Annotated in this window: 15 protein-coding genes and 1 pseudogene; 7 read left to right on the plus strand and 9 right to left on the minus strand. The window is 63.3% G+C overall.

The window, feature by feature from the left end; all coding sequences use genetic code 11:
* The first annotated feature begins 607 nt into the window (after positions 1–607).
* The 4 genes from HLH45_RS14360 (at position 608) to HLH45_RS14375 (ending at position 3,491) form a co-directional block, all read left to right on the plus strand.
* Entirely contained in the window at positions 608–880 is a 273-nt protein-coding gene (locus HLH45_RS14360; protein ID WP_033479453.1) for a hypothetical protein, read from the plus strand.
* Positions 877–1,293: a SymE family type I addiction module toxin gene (locus HLH45_RS14365; RefSeq protein ID WP_033479455.1), complete on the plus strand. Its 417-nt coding sequence runs from the start codon at positions 877–879 to the stop codon at positions 1,291–1,293. Before HLH45_RS14360 ends, HLH45_RS14365 begins: the two co-directional genes overlap by 4 nt.
* An 86-nt stretch (positions 1,294–1,379) precedes the next feature.
* A complete protein-coding gene (locus tag HLH45_RS14370) occupies positions 1,380–1,997 on the plus strand; it encodes a hypothetical protein (RefSeq protein WP_074053428.1) in 618 nt (205 codons plus the stop codon).
* A 15-nt stretch (positions 1,998–2,012) separates the two neighbouring features.
* Complete coding sequence (locus HLH45_RS14375; protein ID WP_008577940.1) at positions 2,013–3,491, plus strand: XVIPCD domain-containing protein; 1,479 nt, start codon at positions 2,013–2,015, stop codon at positions 3,489–3,491.
* Positions 3,492–3,732: 241 nt separating this feature from the next.
* On the opposite strand, the pseudogene HLH45_RS14380 reads toward HLH45_RS14375, so the two are convergent.
* Together HLH45_RS14380 and HLH45_RS22085 are read right to left on the minus strand one after the other, a co-directional pair.
* Positions 3,733–4,443 (minus strand): annotated as a pseudogene (locus HLH45_RS14380) (chemotaxis protein CheA); the annotation flags it as partial.
* Positions 4,444–5,049: 606 nt separating this feature from the next.
* Positions 5,050–5,316 (minus strand): transposase, encoded by a 267-nt coding sequence (locus HLH45_RS22085; protein ID WP_008577942.1) that lies wholly within the window; start codon positions 5,314–5,316, stop codon positions 5,050–5,052.
* A 212-nt stretch (positions 5,317–5,528) separates the two neighbouring features.
* Here HLH45_RS22085 and HLH45_RS14390 point away from each other — a divergent pair, with 212 nt between their 5' ends.
* From HLH45_RS14390 to HLH45_RS14400, 3 genes are read left to right on the plus strand one after another with little or no spacing between them, the layout of a single operon-like run.
* The gene (locus HLH45_RS14390) at positions 5,529–6,557 is read left to right on the plus strand and encodes a radical SAM/SPASM domain-containing protein (RefSeq protein ID WP_033479457.1); all 1,029 of its coding nucleotides are present in this window, start codon (positions 5,529–5,531) and stop codon (positions 6,555–6,557) included.
* Positions 6,554–7,618: a hypothetical protein gene (locus HLH45_RS14395; RefSeq protein ID WP_008577944.1), complete on the plus strand. Its 1,065-nt coding sequence runs from the start codon at positions 6,554–6,556 to the stop codon at positions 7,616–7,618. Before HLH45_RS14390 ends, HLH45_RS14395 begins: the two co-directional genes overlap by 4 nt.
* A 14-nt stretch (positions 7,619–7,632) precedes the next feature.
* On the plus strand, positions 7,633–8,151 hold the full coding sequence (locus HLH45_RS14400) for a hypothetical protein (protein ID WP_008577945.1): 519 nt from the start codon (positions 7,633–7,635) through the stop codon (positions 8,149–8,151).
* Between the two features lie 612 nt (positions 8,152–8,763).
* Here HLH45_RS14400 and HLH45_RS14405 read toward each other — a convergent pair.
* The 7 genes from HLH45_RS14405 to flhA form a co-directional block, all read right to left on the minus strand.
* Positions 8,764–10,422, minus strand: coding sequence for a chemotaxis protein CheA (locus HLH45_RS14405; protein ID WP_011347258.1), 1,659 nt, complete (start codon positions 10,420–10,422; stop codon positions 8,764–8,766).
* Between the two features lie 2 nt (positions 10,423–10,424).
* Positions 10,425–11,051, minus strand: coding sequence for a protein phosphatase CheZ (locus tag HLH45_RS14410; protein ID WP_005918195.1), 627 nt, complete (start codon positions 11,049–11,051; stop codon positions 10,425–10,427).
* Positions 11,051–11,443, minus strand: a complete 393-nt coding sequence (cheY, locus tag HLH45_RS14415) for a chemotaxis response regulator CheY (RefSeq protein ID WP_002813536.1) — start codon at positions 11,441–11,443, stop codon at positions 11,051–11,053. The genes HLH45_RS14410 and cheY overlap by 1 nt, the downstream gene beginning before the upstream one ends.
* 35 nt (positions 11,444–11,478) lie before the next feature.
* Entirely contained in the window at positions 11,479–12,246 is a 768-nt protein-coding gene (locus HLH45_RS14420; protein ID WP_008576048.1) for an RNA polymerase sigma factor FliA, read from the minus strand.
* On the minus strand, positions 12,243–13,127 hold the full coding sequence (locus HLH45_RS14425; protein WP_005918202.1) for a MinD/ParA family protein: 885 nt from the start codon (positions 13,125–13,127) through the stop codon (positions 12,243–12,245). The genes HLH45_RS14420 and HLH45_RS14425 overlap by 4 nt, the downstream gene beginning before the upstream one ends.
* The gene (gene flhF, locus HLH45_RS14430; protein ID WP_046931949.1) at positions 13,114–14,814 is read right to left on the minus strand and encodes a flagellar biosynthesis GTPase FlhF; all 1,701 of its coding nucleotides are present in this window, start codon (positions 14,812–14,814) and stop codon (positions 13,114–13,116) included. Before flhF ends, HLH45_RS14425 begins: the two co-directional genes overlap by 14 nt.
* A 673-nt stretch (positions 14,815–15,487) precedes the next feature.
* On the minus strand, positions 15,488–17,560 hold the full coding sequence (flhA, locus tag HLH45_RS14435) for a flagellar biosynthesis protein FlhA (protein WP_029819345.1): 2,073 nt from the start codon (positions 17,558–17,560) through the stop codon (positions 15,488–15,490).
* Positions 17,561–17,570 lie beyond the last annotated feature (10 nt).

The following is a 17,570-nucleotide window of genomic DNA, read 5'->3' on the forward strand; positions in this document are numbered from 1 at the left end:
CGGTATGGGCGCGATAGTTTGGCTCTCGGATCATCTGCATTATCTGCAAGTTGAAGGTGTTATTGACGGCCCTGGGCTTTCGCATAGCGCGGGGTTCGTGGGGAGGATCATCCCCATCGAGGTGTCTACTAGCATTGGATCAGCACACCAACTTACCGCCGCGCGCAGCGGCGTAGATCGGCAGCGAGGCTGGTAGTGAAACGACAACGGCCGCAGTACTCGGCCGTTGTCGTTAGGACCATGATGGGGTCAGGTGCACTTATCAGGCGACGGCGCTCGGCTCGCGTGGCCCGTATGGAACTACCCCAGCGGCGCACACAGCCGCGCGAGACCCGCCAGCGTGTATTGACACACCAGACCGTGCACTTGCAATCTACGGCCAAGGAGCGTCGAAACTCCTCTCATAGCGGTACCCACCTCCGTCAAACCGGTGGGTTTTTTGTGCCTGCATCCTGCAGGTACAAGCCGACGCGATGCCTGCGTCGGGAGGGCGGCTAATACAACACCCGCAAGGGGAATACGCCCGCCGGCTATGAGCGGTTTCGAACCTCCCGACATCCCGTCGCCGTTGGCGGCGGTTCTTGGGTTGTTCCAGGAGGGCGTTGCCATGTCTATCGCACCATCCATGCCGGCTTCGGTGCCGGGTTATCTGTTGCCAGCTTCCGCCCACAGCTTTCTGAGCGAAGTAGGCGAAGTACTGCGCCGGCTGGCCGCACGCGCGGCCGTTGAGCAGGCCAGCGACGATCTTGCGCAGCAGTTGCTCAACCAGCCCGGCGTGTTGTCGCAGGCTTTGCATAGCCTTTCTGCACGCATCGACGTGGCGTTGCAGCAGTGCGTCGCTGCACCCAGCGCTACCCGCCGTCAATCGGAGGCGCCATGACACGCCACCGCCCACCCACCACATCTGCCAGCACGCGGCCCACCCGCACGCGTGCGCGCCCCACGCCGCCCAAGCGGGTGCAGTGGGTCGTTGTGGAACCCGACCGCACCAAGCTGCCACCGATGCTGCCACCCGATCCGGACGCCTCTCCGCAAGGCCCCGGCACGCTACGCGCACCCCGCCGCGCCCGCCGCCCAGGCCAATGCACCGTTAGCTACACCCATTACCCCGGCGCCCACGACCATGCCGGCGACCAACACGTACCCCATGTCCGCCTCAGCGGCTTGTGGCTGGAACAACTGGGCTTCGCCATCGGCACCAAGCTGCGCATCACCGCGAGCGAAGGCCAGTTGTTGATGGAGGTGTTGCCGCCGGTGCAGGTGCCGGCCAAGGCGCGCAGCGTGCGGCGATGATGCTGCGACTGCCAGAGACCTTGCGATTGACCTGGGTGCCGGAGGCCACTAGCGTCGCAGCCATACCAGCGCACAACGGACGCTTCATGATCGCGCGCCCCCTCTACGCCTTGCTCGCCACCCTCGCTCTGGGCGCATGCGCCCACACGGCGGCCACCCCAGCCCCGGCAACCGTCACGGAGACATCTGCCATGAATTCATCCAGTCCTACCACTGTGCCGCCTAACAAGCCCACTGCGGAAGGCTTGCTTGGTCAGCTGCTTGTGTTAATCAAGGGCAGCCAGAACATCTCCGATTTCACTCCCGAGCGTCTGAATTCCACGATGGGGCAGGCGGTTCAGTTCGTGAAAGGCGACGAACGCCGATATCGGGCCTTCGGCCCGCTCACTAAGGATTGGAGTTATGGATTTGGAGTCGATGAAACCAAGCTTGATGGCAGATGGTTCGAATTCCGCTTCGATCGCAATGTGGCCGGTGCATCGCCTGCGATGACCGAAATTTGTCGCCTGGACTTTGATCGTTTTACCCAGCAGCTTGAGCAGATGGGATTTGCGCGTGAGCGCAACATCGTCGAAGACGGGCGCTGGATGAGTGATTTCTTTACGCGCCCAGGAATGCGAGTAGAGGTCTTTCCGCGAGGTGAGGCTGCGGAACCGCAAGAGTTTGTGGCGCACAAATGCGTCGAATGGGTCTACATCCGTTAAGTCCAAGGAGCGGACATGTCACTCAGTCCTGATGCTTTGAAAGTTTTGAATGATTTCGGCAATGAGCCTGGAGTTACCAAACCTCACGTCGATCAACTGAGGCAGCTTCTAACCGATTCGCCGGAACTTACGCGCCAGCTGAATGTGGCAATTGATCAAAAGCTGGTGACTAGTTTCAAGCCTCTCACCGATCCGCATGCTGGAGGCTCGTTTGATCCTGTTGGCCACTCAATCCAGTTGCCACTGACAAAGCTGGTGGGCCCCAATGGAGTTGCTCCCCCATCTGCCGGGGATCTGACTTTTGTCCTTGGGCACGAGTTGCAACACAGCACCTTCAGCCCGGACGCGGAGGCCGCAAGGCAGCAGTTTATGACTGAAGCTCGTACGATTGCGCGCACCACACACGACTACACGTCAGCCGCTGAAAAGGTCATTGCTAGCAACCGTGAGGATGAATCACGTGCAGAGATCGCGGGTTGGAACGCCACCCTCAGCAGGGTGAAGGGCAGTACACCTCAGCCGACCTTGGAGGATATCTATCGTGCGGCCCCAGGACGGATGCGTGACTTCATCGATACCGCTGCGGGAAGCCAAGGTCTCGTCTACACCTTAAAGCCAAATCTTTCCTTGAATCAAGATTTGACCATGTCAGCCACGCCGGCAAATATCGAGGCAATGGGTGTCAACTATTTCGATAAACCAGCACAGGATACGCAGATCGGTTATGGCGGCCTATCTGACTATCACAACCACTACGGACCTTGGGTCATCGGCACCGCAGCGATCTTTGAGCGTCACTACAATAAGGCGCAGCAGGGCACGCCTGAGCAACCGATGATCTTTAACCTGCAGCGGCTTGGTCTCAAAGAGGATGCACTAGAACGCAATGGTATTGACCTGGGCAGCAATACGCGCCCGATGCCTTACCTAGATAGCAGCACCCAGCCCCCGACGCCGGGCTTGTTCCAGCACAGCAAAAACACTCATCTGCATGTCTCGCCGATCTCTGCACAAGAGCTGGAGCAGGAGCTCCGTGCACGTGAATCCCCATCGCAAGGGACGTCACTTCACCTTCTTCCGTCAGATCCAGGCCATGCTGATCACCCGCTGTACCAGCAGATCAAAGACGGGGTGCAAAAGCTCGATAGCGCACATGGTAGGCAGTGGGATGCATCGAGCGAGCGCATGACAGCTAGCCTGCTTGCGCTGGCAAAAGAGGAAGGGTTGTCGCGGGTGGATCATGTGGTGCTCAACAACCCAACGGCTCAGCTTGCGGGCGGCGAGAAGGTCTTCGTCGTTCAGGGCGCCCTCAACGACCCGGCTCACCAGCGTGCCCATATGTCGACCATGGACGCCGTGCAGACACCAGAGACCCAGTCGTTCGATCGCCTGCAGGCAATCAACCAGACTCAGGCTCAGGCGCGCGAACAGCAGCAGGCGCTGGAGCAGTCCCAGCAAGCCGTCAGCCAGGCTGGTCCGTCGATGACGCGCTGAGTGTTTCGCAACAAGATAACGAGGTCCAAATAACGGTTCCAGGTTCACTTCCACGGCAGCCTGACCGTCGCTAAACCATCGCGCCCATGCTTGCGCGTAGCGACATAGATCAGCAGCGATGCTGGTAGTGAAACGACAACGGCCGCAGTACGCGGCCGTTGTCGTTAGATCAGGCAAACAGGATCGTCTTCCCGATTCCCGATTCCCGATTCTCCCAATCCCGAATCCCGAATCCCCAACCTCAATGATCGCTGGAACGCAGCCCATCCACATCCAGGATCAGCGCCATGCGGCCATCGCCGATCAGGGTGGCGCCGGCGTAGCCGGGCAGGCCGCGCAGGGCACGGGGCAGGGGCTTGATCACCACTTCCTCGCGGCCGCGGACCTGGTCTACCACCAGGCCGAAGCGGGTTTCGCCGGCCTGCAGCAGCACCACGGTCAGTAGCGGCGGCTGTTCGGCAGGCACGCCCAGCCAGCGGCGCAGGTCGATCAGCGGCAGGGTGTGCGAGCGGCGGTCCAGCACGGCGCGGCCGTCGAACCAGCCCAGCGAGGTTTGCGGTGCATGCAGCACTTCCACCACGCGCGCCAGCGGCAATGCGTAGACCGCTTCGCCGGCCTGCACCAGCAGGGTCGGCAGAATCGCCAGGGTCAACGGCACGCGGATCATGAAGCGGCTGCCGCGGCCCAGTTCAGACTGGATCTGGATCTGCCCGCTGAGTTCGCGGATACGCGACTGCACCACGTCCATGCCGACACCGCGGCCGGAGATGTCGGTGACTTCCACCTTGGTCGAGAAGCCCGGCATGAAGATCAGATGCAAGCACTCGTCGGTGCTCAGACGCGCGGCGGCTTCGGCGTCGATCAGGCCCTTGTTGCGGGCGATTTCGCGCAGGCGCTCCGGGTCGATGCCGGCGCCGTCGTCCTGGATTTCGATGCTGACGTAGTCGCCTTCCCAAATAACGGTTCCAGGTTCACTTCCACGTCGCCAAATCATCGCGCCCATGCCGGCGCGCGTAGCGGCGTAGATCGGCAGCAAGAAATAACAGTTCCAGGTTCACTTCCACTGCAGCCTGGCCGTCGCCAGGTCATGCGCCCGACCATGATTGGGTCAGGTGCACTTATCAGGCGACGGCGCTCGGCTTGCGTGGCCCTTATGGAAGCGCCAGCGGCGCACACAGCCGCGCGAGAACCACCAGCATGTATCGACACGCCAGACCGCGTACTTGCAATCTAGGCCCAAGTAATGTCGAAACTCTTCACGTAGCGGTACCCACCTCCGTCAAGCCGGTGGGTCTTTTGTGCCTGCATCCTGCAGGTAAAGGCCGACGCAATGCTTGCATCGGGAGGCTGCGCACCAGGACGAAAATCCGCCAGAAACCATAGCGGACCCGGACGGCTGCAATCTCTTCGATCCGTCGAATCAGTGGCGCGTCATCATTATCCCGAGGCTGGTAATACCAAGTCGATCGACTCTGCTTGACGACCGCGCAGGCTCCACGAATGCCAACGCGATGCCGGTCAATCAGATGGCCCACGTGCGTTTTGCGCTGCGCGGGCCTCAAAGCTTTTCTGACATCACGTCCTGCAACATCACGTTGTCCAGGCTCAGATCGGCCTCGAGCTGCTTGAGCTTGCGGTTCTCTTCCTCAAGCTGGCCTAGCCGGCGCAGTTTGGCGACGCCGAGCCCGCCGAACTTCTTGCGCCACGCATAGAACGTGGGCTTGGCTGATGCCCATCTTGCGGTAGATCTCATCGAACGTGGTGCGATCTCGGCCTGCTTCAGGGCGAACGCGATCTGCGCTTCGGTGAACTTCGACTTCTTCATGGCGACTGGCCTCCTTGGGCCTGAGTGTCGCCGAATTTTCTGGTTCGGGCCGGCCCAAATTATATGGATTAGGTCAGTCGACGTATTACCGCAACTTGCAGAAGGAAGCCGACGCGAACCTTAAAACCCTTTGACCGCTTGAGTCTGCACTGATAGTGTCGGCAAGCCACGGTTAAGCTCGCTTTTTAAGAAGCAAAACTTAAGGAGATCACATGGATTTGTGCTCAACGCTGCTACCAAAGACACTTACCTTCATCACAACGTACCGTTGCACAGCAGCCTGCACACAGTGCTGCTTCGAATCCAGCCCCAATGTTAAAGGGCGTCTCAGTCGCGACGAAATGATGCAAGCCCTTCACGATGTGAAGGACAGCTTCCCATCACTGCGCGTGGTGGTATTCACCGGGGGCGAAGCCACGCTGTTAAAGGACGACTTAATAGCCGTGATTGCAGAAGCTGCCTCGCTCGATTTGGTTACGCGAATTGTTTCCAATGGTTCTTGGGGCAAGACCAAGGCCTCTGCCACACGGATGGCCGGAAAACTGGCCGGCGCTGGGCTACGCGAACTGAACATTAGTACCGGTAAGGACCATCAAGAGTGGGTGCCGCACGAATCGGTTGTCAATGCCGCGGAAGCAGCCTTCAATGCGGGCGTGCTGACCTTATTGACGGTTGAGGCGGACACAGCAGAAAGCGATAAGTTGTCTGCTCTTGCGCGCGATCCAACTGTAAAGAGTCTCCGTGACAGGGGCCTACTGTTGCAATCGAACAGCTGGATGTCGTTCATTGCCAAGGGGGAGGAGCGCGAGCACGTTCTGCATACCGGACGCCGCGCAACGCCTTGCGAGCAAATCCACAACAATATCGCCATCACACCCTATGGAGAGGTGTCCGCCTGCTGTGGCTTGACCTTGGAGCACATCCCCGAAATGAAGTTGGGAACGATGGCCGAAGGTGTGTCCAACATCTACCTCCGTCAATATGACGACTTTATGAAGTACTGGCTGCGCATGGATGGGCCTGCGGAGATCGTGCGTAAGGTCATGGGAATAGAGCGCGCTGATCAATTGCTAGCCGGGTCGGTGCACATATGCCATGACTGTGCGGTATTGCATAAGAACCCGGAGATCCGCGAAAAGATCTCCGCCACCTATGAGCAGTTCGTACCGGAAGTGATGAGTCGCTATGCCTTGGCATCAGCGGTCGATCAAATCGTGGAAAAGCAGGGAGCGCAACGATGAAGCGACGCAAGTTCATTGAATCAAGCTTGGCAGCAGGTGCAGTCGCATCGTCCTCTGGTGGTGTCGTGGCTGCTGATCAAGCTATGCGTGTATTTGGTCAGCCTGCTAGCCTAACCGGCGGCACCGCTAACAGCGCTGCCACGAAGATGCTGCTTCCGCTCTCCCGTGGCGGTATGCCGACCGAAGGTTGGGACAGGTGGTCGAAGTTGACGGCCGCAGTAGTCGAAATGTTCTCTGATCCTTCGCAGCGAAGAGCCTTCAACAACAACCCGCATAAATTCTTGGCCAACCTTGGTTACGACAGCAGCGCGATGGAGGCACCAACCCTAGCATTGCTTGTTGCGTTGTCTGATCCGCTGGTGCAGAGCGCAGCGCTCGAAAAGGATTATATTTCGCTGCTCAATTACCTGCATGTGGCCGGCGCGCTCGAAAAGCCCAAGTCGGACGTCCTGACCCAGCAAATGTCCAAGGTGCTGTCCAGCAACCTTGCGATAATCAAAGATACGTTAGGTTTAGCACCCGACGCGCCGCTTGATGCCGAGACTGTTAAGCGTTTCGTGGGTGCGTCAGCTTCAGTGCCGACCGCTGCGGATCTCGCTGCCATTGGCAATATTGCCCAGTTGGTCCGCGTGGCGCCCGGGCAGGCGGTTGCGGGCGCGATTGCTGCAGTTGTGGCTGCCGTGGAGGCGGCGGTGGGCGTGCAAGTGGTGGCTGTGCTATTCAATTACGTCACGTTCGTTACGCATACTTCAGTGACGGGAGCAACGCCATCGCCGGGACAGCCACAAACATCGCAGTCAATGTCAACTGGAATATTCACGGGGCAGATGAGTAGGCTCGACCCGGATATTTGCGACAGTTGTACCGTGGCGCAGCGTGCCGCTGCAATGCTTGGCGCGCCTGAGTTGTACTCAGAGCATGCCAAGCTGGTCATTCACAACGAGGTGGCGTCTTTTCTGCGCGCCATGCAGCAGGTTGGATTGATTGGCTTCGAGGAATCGTCATTCGAGGCAATAGTGGATGCCGTGTACCAATACGGCATGCGTACCATTACAGCTTAAATAGGAAGTCAGCTATGAACTGTGACATCCCGCTGCACTTGGCCAATGGGAAAACATACTTAAGTATTTTTGGCCCATTCGTGTTCGCTCTGGCTTTCGTTGCGTTTCTCTACTTAGCTGGCAAGGCCCCGACACCACTGAAGAAGGGGGCTCTTGTGATCGTTGTCTTGGCCAATGTAGCGATAGCCGGTTTCTTGGTCTGGCAAGCTAGGAGCGCACGCGTGAGCATCAGTGGGAATGCCCTCATGCTGCGGGCCGGGACGGATAGTGTCGTTGTGCCATTGGGCGCCTTGCGTTGGGACGAAGCAGCAGACGCTAGCGCTATGCGCTTTCCCTTCCGTAAGGCGGGGACCGGCCTTCCCGGGATGCACGTCGGTTGGTTCCGTCGAGAGGGAGGCGGCGATGCCTTCCTGCTGCGCTCTTCGGAGCCCGCTACGCTTATCCCAACCACTAAGCAATTCGATGTGGTCATTCCTACCACCGCTTACGAACAAGCGCGCAAATGCGTTTATGACCATAAAACGGCTGAATAGTTGACTCTTTTCGCCGGTGGAACGGCTCATCCCTTTGAAAAGTAGCTGGTTAGGGACGATGTGTGCCTACAGGCAAATGGTTGCGGATATAGCCAGTGATGTAGGTCATGACGACTTGCACTCCAGCTGTCGTGGTCAAGTTTTGGTGGACAGCGCGATAGGTGATTTCAGGTAGTGGCTTTCTAGTAGTCGGCGGGTGATCGGTTGCCGAGCGCGGAGTGCAGCCGGAAGGTGTTATAGGAAATAGCAGTTCCAGGTTCACTTCCACGCAGCATTGGCGTCACCAAACCATCGCGCCCATGCCTGCCACACGGCGGTATGGGCGCACGATCCGGCTCTCGGATCATCTGCATTACCTTCAGGTTGAAGGCGTTATCGACGTCTGGAGTTTTTACCCGGTGCGGGGCTCGTCGAGGAGGATCACCCCATCGAGGTGTCTACGAGCATTAGACCAGCACACCAACTTACCGGCGCGCGCAGCAATGCTGCTAGTGAAACGACAACGGCCGCAGTACGCGGCCGTTGTCGTTAGATCAGGCAACAAGGATCGTTTTGACGATTCCCGATTCCCGATTCCCGATTCCCGCTTCTCCCAATCCCGAATCCCGAACCTCAATGATCGCTGGAGCGCAATCCATCCACATCCAGGATCAGCGCCATGCGGCCGTCGCCGATCAGGGTGGCGCCGGCGTAGCCGGGCAGGCCGCGCAGGGCGCGAGGGAGTGGTTTGATCACCACTTCCTCGCGGCCGCGGACCTGGTCCACCACCAGGCCGAAGCGGGTTTCGCCGGCCTGCAGCAGCACCACGGTCAGTAGCGGCGGCTGTTCGGCAGGCACGCCCAGCCAGCGGCGCAGGTCGATCAGCGGCAGGGTGTGCGAGCGGCGGTCCAGCACGGCGCGGCCGTCGAACCAGCCCAGCGAGGTTTGCGGTGCATGCAGCACTTCCACCACGCGCGCCAGCGGCAATGCGTAGACCGCTTCGCCGGCCTGCACCAGCAGGGTCGGCAGAATCGCCAGGGTCAACGGCACGCGGATCATGAAGCGGCTGCCGCGGCCCAGTTCAGACTGGATCTGGATCTGCCCGCTGAGTTCGCGGATACGCGACTGCACCACGTCCATGCCGACACCGCGGCCGGAGATGTCGGTGACTTCCACCTTGGTCGAGAAGCCCGGCATGAAGATCAGATGCAAGCACTCGTCGGTGCTCAGACGCGCGGCGGCTTCGGCGTCGATCAGGCCCTTGTTGCGGGCGATTTCGCGCAGGCGCTCCGGGTCGATGCCGGCGCCGTCGTCCTGGATTTCGATGCTGACGTAGTCGCCTTCCTGCTGCGCCGACAGACGCACATGGCCGCTGCGCGGTTTGCCGGTGGCTTCGCGCAGGGCAGGCGATTCGATGCCGTGGTCGATGGCGTTGCGCACCAGGTGCACCAACGGGTCGGCGAGGGCTTCGACCAGATTACGATCGAGCTCGGTTTCGGCGCCGATCAGTTCCAGCTCCACCTCCTTGGACAAGGTGCGCGCAACATCGCGGGCCACCTTGGGGAAGCGGGCGAACACCTTGCTCACCGGTTGCATGCGGGTGCGCATGACCGCGGTCTGCAGGCGTGCGGTGGCGATGTCCAGCGTGCTGACCGCGCGGTCCAGTTCTTCGTCGCGCAGGCGGGTGCGCAAGGTCTTCAGCCGGTTGCGCGAGAGTACAAGTTCGCCGATCAGGTTGACGATGGCGTCCAGGCGCTTGGTGTCCACGCGCACGGTCTGTTCGGCTTCGGCGCCGGTCTTGGCCGCGCCCTTGCCGGCCGCCTTGGGGGCGGGCGCATGCGCATCGTCGCCGTGTGCGGCGGCAACCGGCTTGGCCGCGGCCGCCTGCGGCGCGGCCTTGACCGCCGGCGGGGCGCTCTTGGCGTCGAACTGCGCGATCAACGTGGCCGGTGCGTGCGGCACGGCTTCGCCCGAGCCCATGGCATCCAGCATGGCCTGCAGATAATCCAGCGATTGTTGCGCGGCATCGAAGTGATGCGCCTGCAGCACCGCCTGGCCCGAGCGCGCCATGCCCAGGGTTTCTTCAGCGGCGTGGCACAGCTCCACCATGGGCTTGATCGCCAGAAAGCCGGCGCCGCCCTTGAGCGTGTGGAAGCCGCGGAACACCGCGTTGAGCTGGTCGGCTTCTTCTGGCGCCTGTTCCAGCGAGACCAACTGTTCGCCGAGGCGATCCAGGATTTCCTGGGCCTCGACGATGAAATCGGCAGCAATATCGTCTGGAACAGCACTCATGGTTACAGCCCCAATCCGGACAGCAGGTCGTCGGCATCGTCCTGCGACACCGCGTGACGGTCCAGGCCCTTGACTGCAGGACCGGCAAGACCGCCGTCGTCTTTCTTCGGTTCGATGTTCTTCGGCGGCAGGCCGAGCGCACCGAAGCCTTCATGCACGCGCCGCACGATACCGGCCACGCGCCGGATGATCTGGCCGCTCAGGTCCTGGTAGCTCTGCGCCAGCGACAGCTCGGTCAGGTTGTGGCGCATCTTTTCCAGCAGCGCGCCCTGGTCCTGATTGAGCCCGCCGTTGCGCAGCTGGTTGGCCAGCTCGCGGCATTCTTCGACCAGATCCAGCGTGCGATGGCTGGCCTTTTCGGTCATTTCCACCACGTGGTCCAGACGCGAACAGGCATCGTCCAGTTCGCCGGCTTCTTCGGGGATGGTGGGCAGCTCGCCCAGCGCCTGGCCGAGTTCGCGGGCGAGCCGGCTCAGGCTCTGCATCATCGGGCGCGTGCGCAGGGCGGCGAGATGATCCACCTCGCGACGCCAGGCGACCTGGTCACCGCTTTCCAGTGCATCGAGTGCGTTCTGCAGGCGCTCGATCAACGCGGCACGTTCGGCATCGGTTTCCATGGTCGCGTTCATCAGGCGGTCGCCGCCAGACGTTCGAACACCTTGCCCAACTTTTCTTCCAGCGTCTGGGCGGTGAACGGCTTGATGATGTAGCCGTTCACGCCGCACTGGGCCGCTTCGATGATCTGCTCGCGCTTGGCTTCGGCGGTCACCATCATCACCGGCAGGTGCTTGAGCTTGGCGTCGGCGCGGATGTTGCGCAGCAGGTCGATGCCGGTCATGCCGGGCATGTTCCAGTCGGTGACCACGAAATCGAACGGGCCGGCACGCAACGCCGCCAGGGCGCTGTTGCCGTCTTCGGCCTCTGCGGTGTTGGTGAAGCCGAGATCGCCCAACAGATTCTTGACGATACGTCGCATCGTCGAGAAGTCGTCCACGATCAGGATCCGCATGTTCTTGTTCACATCAAGCTCCTAACACGAAAAATTACGCGAAAAATTCAGTCGTCGACTTCGACGCCGGCATCGGCCAGTTCGAAGACTTTGAGGCGGCCACGCAAACGCACCACCGCCTGGCCGTGGATCTGGCACACGCGCGATTCGCTGACGCCCAGCACGGCGCCGATTTCCTTCAGGTTCAATTCCTGTTCGTAGTACAGCGACAGCACCAGCTGCTCGCGCTCGGGCAATTGGCCGATGGCCTTGCCCAGCTCGCGACCAAATTCGCCACGCTCCATCATCTGCTGCGGGTTGGGGCCACCCTTGGCGGTGGTGTCCAGCTCGCCGTGATCTTCGATGCGCGATTCCAGGCTCAGCACCTGGCCACGTGCGGCATCTTCCATCAGACGCAGGTAATCGGGCAGCGGCATTTCCATGGCGGCGGCCACTTCGGTGGCGGCGGCGGCGCGGCCGGTGTTCTGTTCGATCTTGCGCACGGCGGCGGCAGCGTCGCGGGCGCGGCGGTGCACCGAACGCGGCACCCAGTCGCCCCTGCGAATCTCGTCGATCATCGAGCCGCGGATGCGGATCGAGGCATAGGTTTCGAACGAAGCGCCCTGTTCGGAGTCGTAGCTGCGCGAGGCTTCGATCAGGCCGATCATGCCGGCCTGGATCAGGTCGTCCACTTCCACGCTGGCCGGCAGGCGCGCCGCCAGATGGTGGGCGATGCGGCGGACCAGGTCGGCGTGCTGGGTCACCACGTCGTTGGCGTTGTTGCGCTGCACGGCGCGGTACTGCGCGCTGGCCGTGGTTGCGGTAGCGGTGCTCATGCGGCCACTCCCCGTTGGATGATGCGTTCGACAAAGAACTCGACGTTGCCGCGCGGCACGGTCGGGGCCTGCCAGCGCGAGGTACGGCGTGCGATTTCGGCGATGGCCTGCGCCGACGGACTGGCGGGGTAGGCCTTGATGACCGGTTGCTGGCGCTGCACCGACAGGCGCAGCCAGTCGTCCTGCGGCACATGGCCGAGATAGTTCAGCGACACATCGCCGAGGAACTTTTCGCACACGCGCGAGAGCTTGTCGTACAGCAGGCGACCTTCGTTGGGGTCGCGCACCATGTTGGCGATGATCTGCAGGCGGTCCACGCCGCGTTCGCGCGAGAGCACCTTGATCAGCGCGTAGGCGTCGGTGATCGAAGCCGGCTCGTCGCAGACCACCACCACGGTGTCCTGGGCGGCCTGGCAGAAGGTCAGCACGCTGTCGGTGATGCCGGCGGCGGTATCGATGACCATCACGTCCAGGTCGCGTTCCAGTTCGGAGAACACGTTGACCAGGCCGATGTGCTGGGCCGGGGCCAGTTCGGCCATGTGGCGGCGACCGGAGGCGGCCGGCACCACCAGCACGCCGCCGGGGCCTTCGATGATGACTTCATCGAGCGTGCAACGGCCGGCGATCAGGTCGGCCAGGGTGTACTTGGGCGCCAGGCCCAGCACCACGTCCAGGTTGGCCAGGCCGAGGTCGGCGTCCAGCAGCAGCGTGCGTTTGCCCATGTCGGCAAGCGCCACGGCCAGGTTGGCGGAGATGTTGGTTTTCCCCACGCCGCCCTTGCCACCGGTCACGGCAATGGTGCGCACCGGGCCCAAAGGCTCGGGACGGGTCGCCGACAGGGGGAAGGCGTTGGTCAGCTTGGCGTATTCACGCGACTGCATGGTTGTGCTCCGGAGTACAGGGCTTATCGGCAGCGCGCCGCAAATCTTCAAGGCGAAGAACGAGACTGGCGGCATTGGCGCGGTGCAGGTCGTCGGGGACCCGCTGTCCGTCAGTCACCCAGGTGATGGGCATTTGGTGGTCGACCACCACCGACAAGGCGCTGCCGAAGCGGCCGGTCTCGTCGAGTTTGGTCAGCACCACGCCTTGGGGCTTGGCGTGGGCGAAGCGACGTACGACCTCGTCGAGGTCGGAAAAATGGGCGTTGGCAGGCAGTACCAGCAGCGAGGTGACCTGCTGGGCGGCACGCAGCCAGTTCAGCTGGGCGGCCAGGGCGCGGTCGCGCTGGCCCATGCCGGCGGTGTCGATCAGCACCAGCTTGTAGTCGCGCAGGCGCTCGAGCAGGTCCAGCAGGCTTTCGGCGCTGTCGGCCTCGTGCACCGCGATGCCGAGCTGGCGGCCGTAGCTGTGCAGCTGTTCGCGGCCGCCCACGCGCTGGGTGTCGGTGGTGACCAGGGCCACGTCGCGCGGGGCGTGCTGGGCGGCAAAGCGCTGGGCGAGCTTGGCGATGGTGGTGGTCTTGCCGGCGCCGGTCGGGCCGACCAGGGCGATGACGCCGCCACGTTCCAGCGGGTCGACCGGGGACACCGGCAACCGCTTGGACAGCAAGCCCAGCATCAGGCCGCGGCCACGGTGCAATTCGGTATCGGCCGGGATCTGCAGGGCGATATCGCGGGTCAGGCCGGCGTCGAAGCCGTAGTCGTCCATCAGTTCCAGCGCCTGGGCGCGCACCGGCGAGCCACGCAGGCGCTCGTCGGTGAGGCGGTTCATTTCGCGCTCGATCATCTGCCGCATCAGCGCCAGCTCACCGCGCAGTTGCTTGAGTTCTTCGTCGTTCTGCGGGATCGGCGCGGCCGCCACCGGCACTGCGGCCAGCGCAGCGGGGGCGGGCGGGGCGACCACGATCGGCGGCAGCGCGGCCGGCGGCAGGATCTGCGGAAGGGCGTCGTCCAGATCGAAGTCGGCTTCATCGGCGAAGGCGTCGTCGTCCTGGCCTGCGGCAGCAAACGCCGGGGCGGTGACCGTTGCCGCCGCGACCGGCGCGGGCGCCTGCACCGCCGTGGCCGGGACGGCCGGGCGCTGCACCGGTGCAGTGGTCAAAAAGTCGGCGAACAACTGTTCCGGTACGGCCGACAGCGCGTGTTCCTGGCGCGGCGCGGCGGTGACGGCAACCGCGTGGGCGAGTGCCTGGGCAGCGGGCGAAGGGATGCTGGCGGTACGCACCGGCGCGGCGACCGGCGCCTGGCGCGGCACGCTGACCGGCTGGCGCAGCGCCATGGCGGCAATCATGTCGTCGGCGGCGCTGGCGACGCGCTGGCGCTGGCTTGCTTCGGTGTCGGCAGACGGCTTGAGCAGGGCGTGCACCGGTGCCGAGGGCTTGGCCGGGGCTTGCGGGGCAGGCGCCGGCTGAGCGGGAGCCTGCTGGTGCTGTGCGGGGGCCGGGGTGTCGGAGCGCGCGGTTTCCAGGGCGCGCTGCACGAGCTCTTCGTCGTAATTGCTGGCAGCGACGATCTCGATGCCTTCGGCGGTGCGACGGTTGGACAGGATCACCGCGTCCGGGCCGTGTTCTTCACGCACCATGCGGAATGCGGTGCGCATGTCCGGGGCGACAAAGCGTTTGATCTTCATACGAAGTGCCTCCAGGAACGGGACCCGCCGGACGCCGGACGGGTGTGCGATGAATGTGGGTGTGTTGCCAGCGTCATGAGTTGCCTGTCCCGTTCGTTCGTCCAGTTCCGCAGCGGTGGTGCTGGCTGTGGTCTCGGCAGAGCTAATGCATGCGGTGTGCCAAAACGCGGTGCCAGCGTTCCGGCGCGGGGCGCCGGAGCATCAGGGCGGGGTGGGCGCTGTGCGTCTGGTCCCGTTGGAAGGCGTCAAGTCAATGAATTTATTGACTTTTTTCCGGGGCGGCGCGGCGCTGGCGTCTTTCTGCGGACCGCTGCACTCGCAGGCCGGACGTCCGGCCGGGCGCATCGGGAGTGCCTCGCAGCGGCCAGCGCCACGCAATCGATTGGAGGTCCGGGCCGGTGGCGGCTTTCCGACGCCGGGTGCGGTGGTCGGTTGCGGCAGGTATCCATCGCTGGCTGGCATGTCGGCCGGGCACGGGAATGGCTTGGTAGGAGCGCACTTGGGCGCGACGGGCTGTCCGGTAAAGGCGGTCGCGCCCAGGTGCGCTCCTACGGTGGTGTCGGGGCGGATGGCATGTTTCCCGGTCGCCTTGGATGTCGTAGGAGCGCACCCGGGCGGGACAGGCCGTCCCGGCAAGCCCGGCGGGGGATGGGTGCGTTGTGGTTGGGCGGTCTCAGCTGATCGTGCCGACCAGCTTCAGGCGCTTGTCTTCTGGCACTTCGCTGTAGGCCAGCACCGACAGGCTGGGCACGCTGTGGCGCACCAGACGGGCCAGTGCGGCGCGCACCTGGCCGGGCACCAGCACCACCGCCGGTTCGTTGCGGGCTTCCTGCTTGCCCACGCAATCGGCCAGGCTCTGGTGCAGGCGTTCGGCCAGCCCGGGCTCCAGCGCCACGCCGTTGCCGTGGGTGGATTCCTGCAGGACGCGCTCCAGCTGCGGGGCCAGGGTGAACACCGGCAGCTCGGCCGACATGCCGGCGATTTCCTGCACGATGAAGCGGCCCAGCGAGGTACGCACCGCGGCGGTGAGGGTGGCCGGGTCCTGGCTATGCGGGGCGTGTTCGACCAGCGCTTCGACAATCTTGCGCAGTTGCCGTACCGGAATCTTCTCGATCAGCAGGTTCTGCAGCACGCGCACCACCACCGACAGCGGCAGTGCCTTCGGGGTGAGGTCTTCGACCATCTTCGGCGCGGTCTTGGCCAGCGTGGCCAGCAACTGCTGCACTTCTTCATGGCCGAGCAGTTCGGGCGCATGCTCACGGATCAGGTGCGACAGGTGGGTCGCGACCACGGTCGCCGGGTCGACCACGGTGTAGCCCATCGATTCGGCATAGGCGCGCTGGTGCGGCTGGATCCAGGTGGCGTCCAGGCCGAATGCCGGATCCTTGCCGGGGATGCCGTCGAGCTGGCCGAGCGCACCGCCCGGGTCCAGTGCCAGTTCGCGGTCGGAATAGATCTCTGCGGTGGCCACCGGCACGCCATGCACCAGGAGCCGGTAGGCATTGGCCGACAGTTCCAGGTTGTCGCGGATATGCACCGGCGGCACCAGGAACCCGATGTCCTGGGTGAGCTTGCGGCGCACGCCCTTGATGCGCGCCATCAGTTCGCCGCCCTGGTTCTTGTCCACCAGCGGGATCAGCCGGTAGCCCACTTCCAGGCCCAGCGGGTCGATCGGGCGCAGCTCGTCCCAGCTCAGCTCGGCGCTGGCCTGGGCGGCGGTCGCCGCGGCCGCCGCCTGCGGATCGGCCGCCGGATCGCCGGCCGCCGGCTTTGCCAGGCTGCGCTTGTACAGCTTCCAGGCGATCACGCCCAGGACCAGGCCCAGCGTCAAAAACGCGACGTTCGGCATGCCGGGCACCAGGCCGACCAGGCCAAGGATGGCCGCAGCCACCGCCAAGGCGCGGTGCTGGCCGAACACCTGGCTGACCATGGCCCCGCGCATGTCCTGCGCACGCGAGGCGCGAGTCACCAGCAAGGCGACCGAAGACGAGACCAGCAGGGCCGGCAGCTGCGCCACCAGGCCGTCGCCGATGGACAGCAGGGTGTAGGTGGAGGCGGCATCCATGAAGCTCATGCCGTGCTGGAGCATGCCCACCGCCATGCCGCCGATGAGGTTGATGAACAGGATCAGGATGGCGGCGATGGCGTCGCCGCGGATGAACTTGTTGGCACCGTCCATCGCACCGTAGAAGTCGGCTTCCTCGCGCACTTCCTCGCGGCGGGCCTTGGCCTCCTCGCGCGTCAGCAAACCGGCGTTGAGGTCGGCGTCGATGGCCATCTGCTTGCCGGGCATGGCGTCCAGGATGAAGCGCGCGGTCACTTCCGACACGCGTCCGGCACCCTTGGTGATGACCACGAAGTTGATGATGGTCAGGATCGCGAAGACCACGATACCCACGGCGTAATTGCCGCCGATCACGAACTGGCCGAAGGCCTCGATGACCTTGCCGGCGGCGGCGTGACCGTCCTGGCCGTTGATCAGGATCACGCGGCTGGAGGCGACGTTCAGCGCCAGCCGCAGCATCGTGGTCATCAACAGCACGATCGGGAAAATGGTGAATTCCAGCGGGCGCTGCACGTACACCACCGCCAGCAGCACCATCAGCGAGATGGCGATGTTGAAGGTGAACAGCGCATCCAGCACCGGTGCGGCCAGCGGCACCATCAGCATGGCCAGCATGGCCATCAGGGCCAGCGGGGCGCCCAGGCCGTTGCGCAGCAGCTCCATCACGCGGCGGGCGTTCATCGGGGCGGGG

The sequence above is a fragment of the Xanthomonas euvesicatoria genome (genome assembly GCF_013112235.1).
Classification (GTDB): domain Bacteria; phylum Pseudomonadota; class Gammaproteobacteria; order Xanthomonadales; family Xanthomonadaceae; genus Xanthomonas; species Xanthomonas euvesicatoria.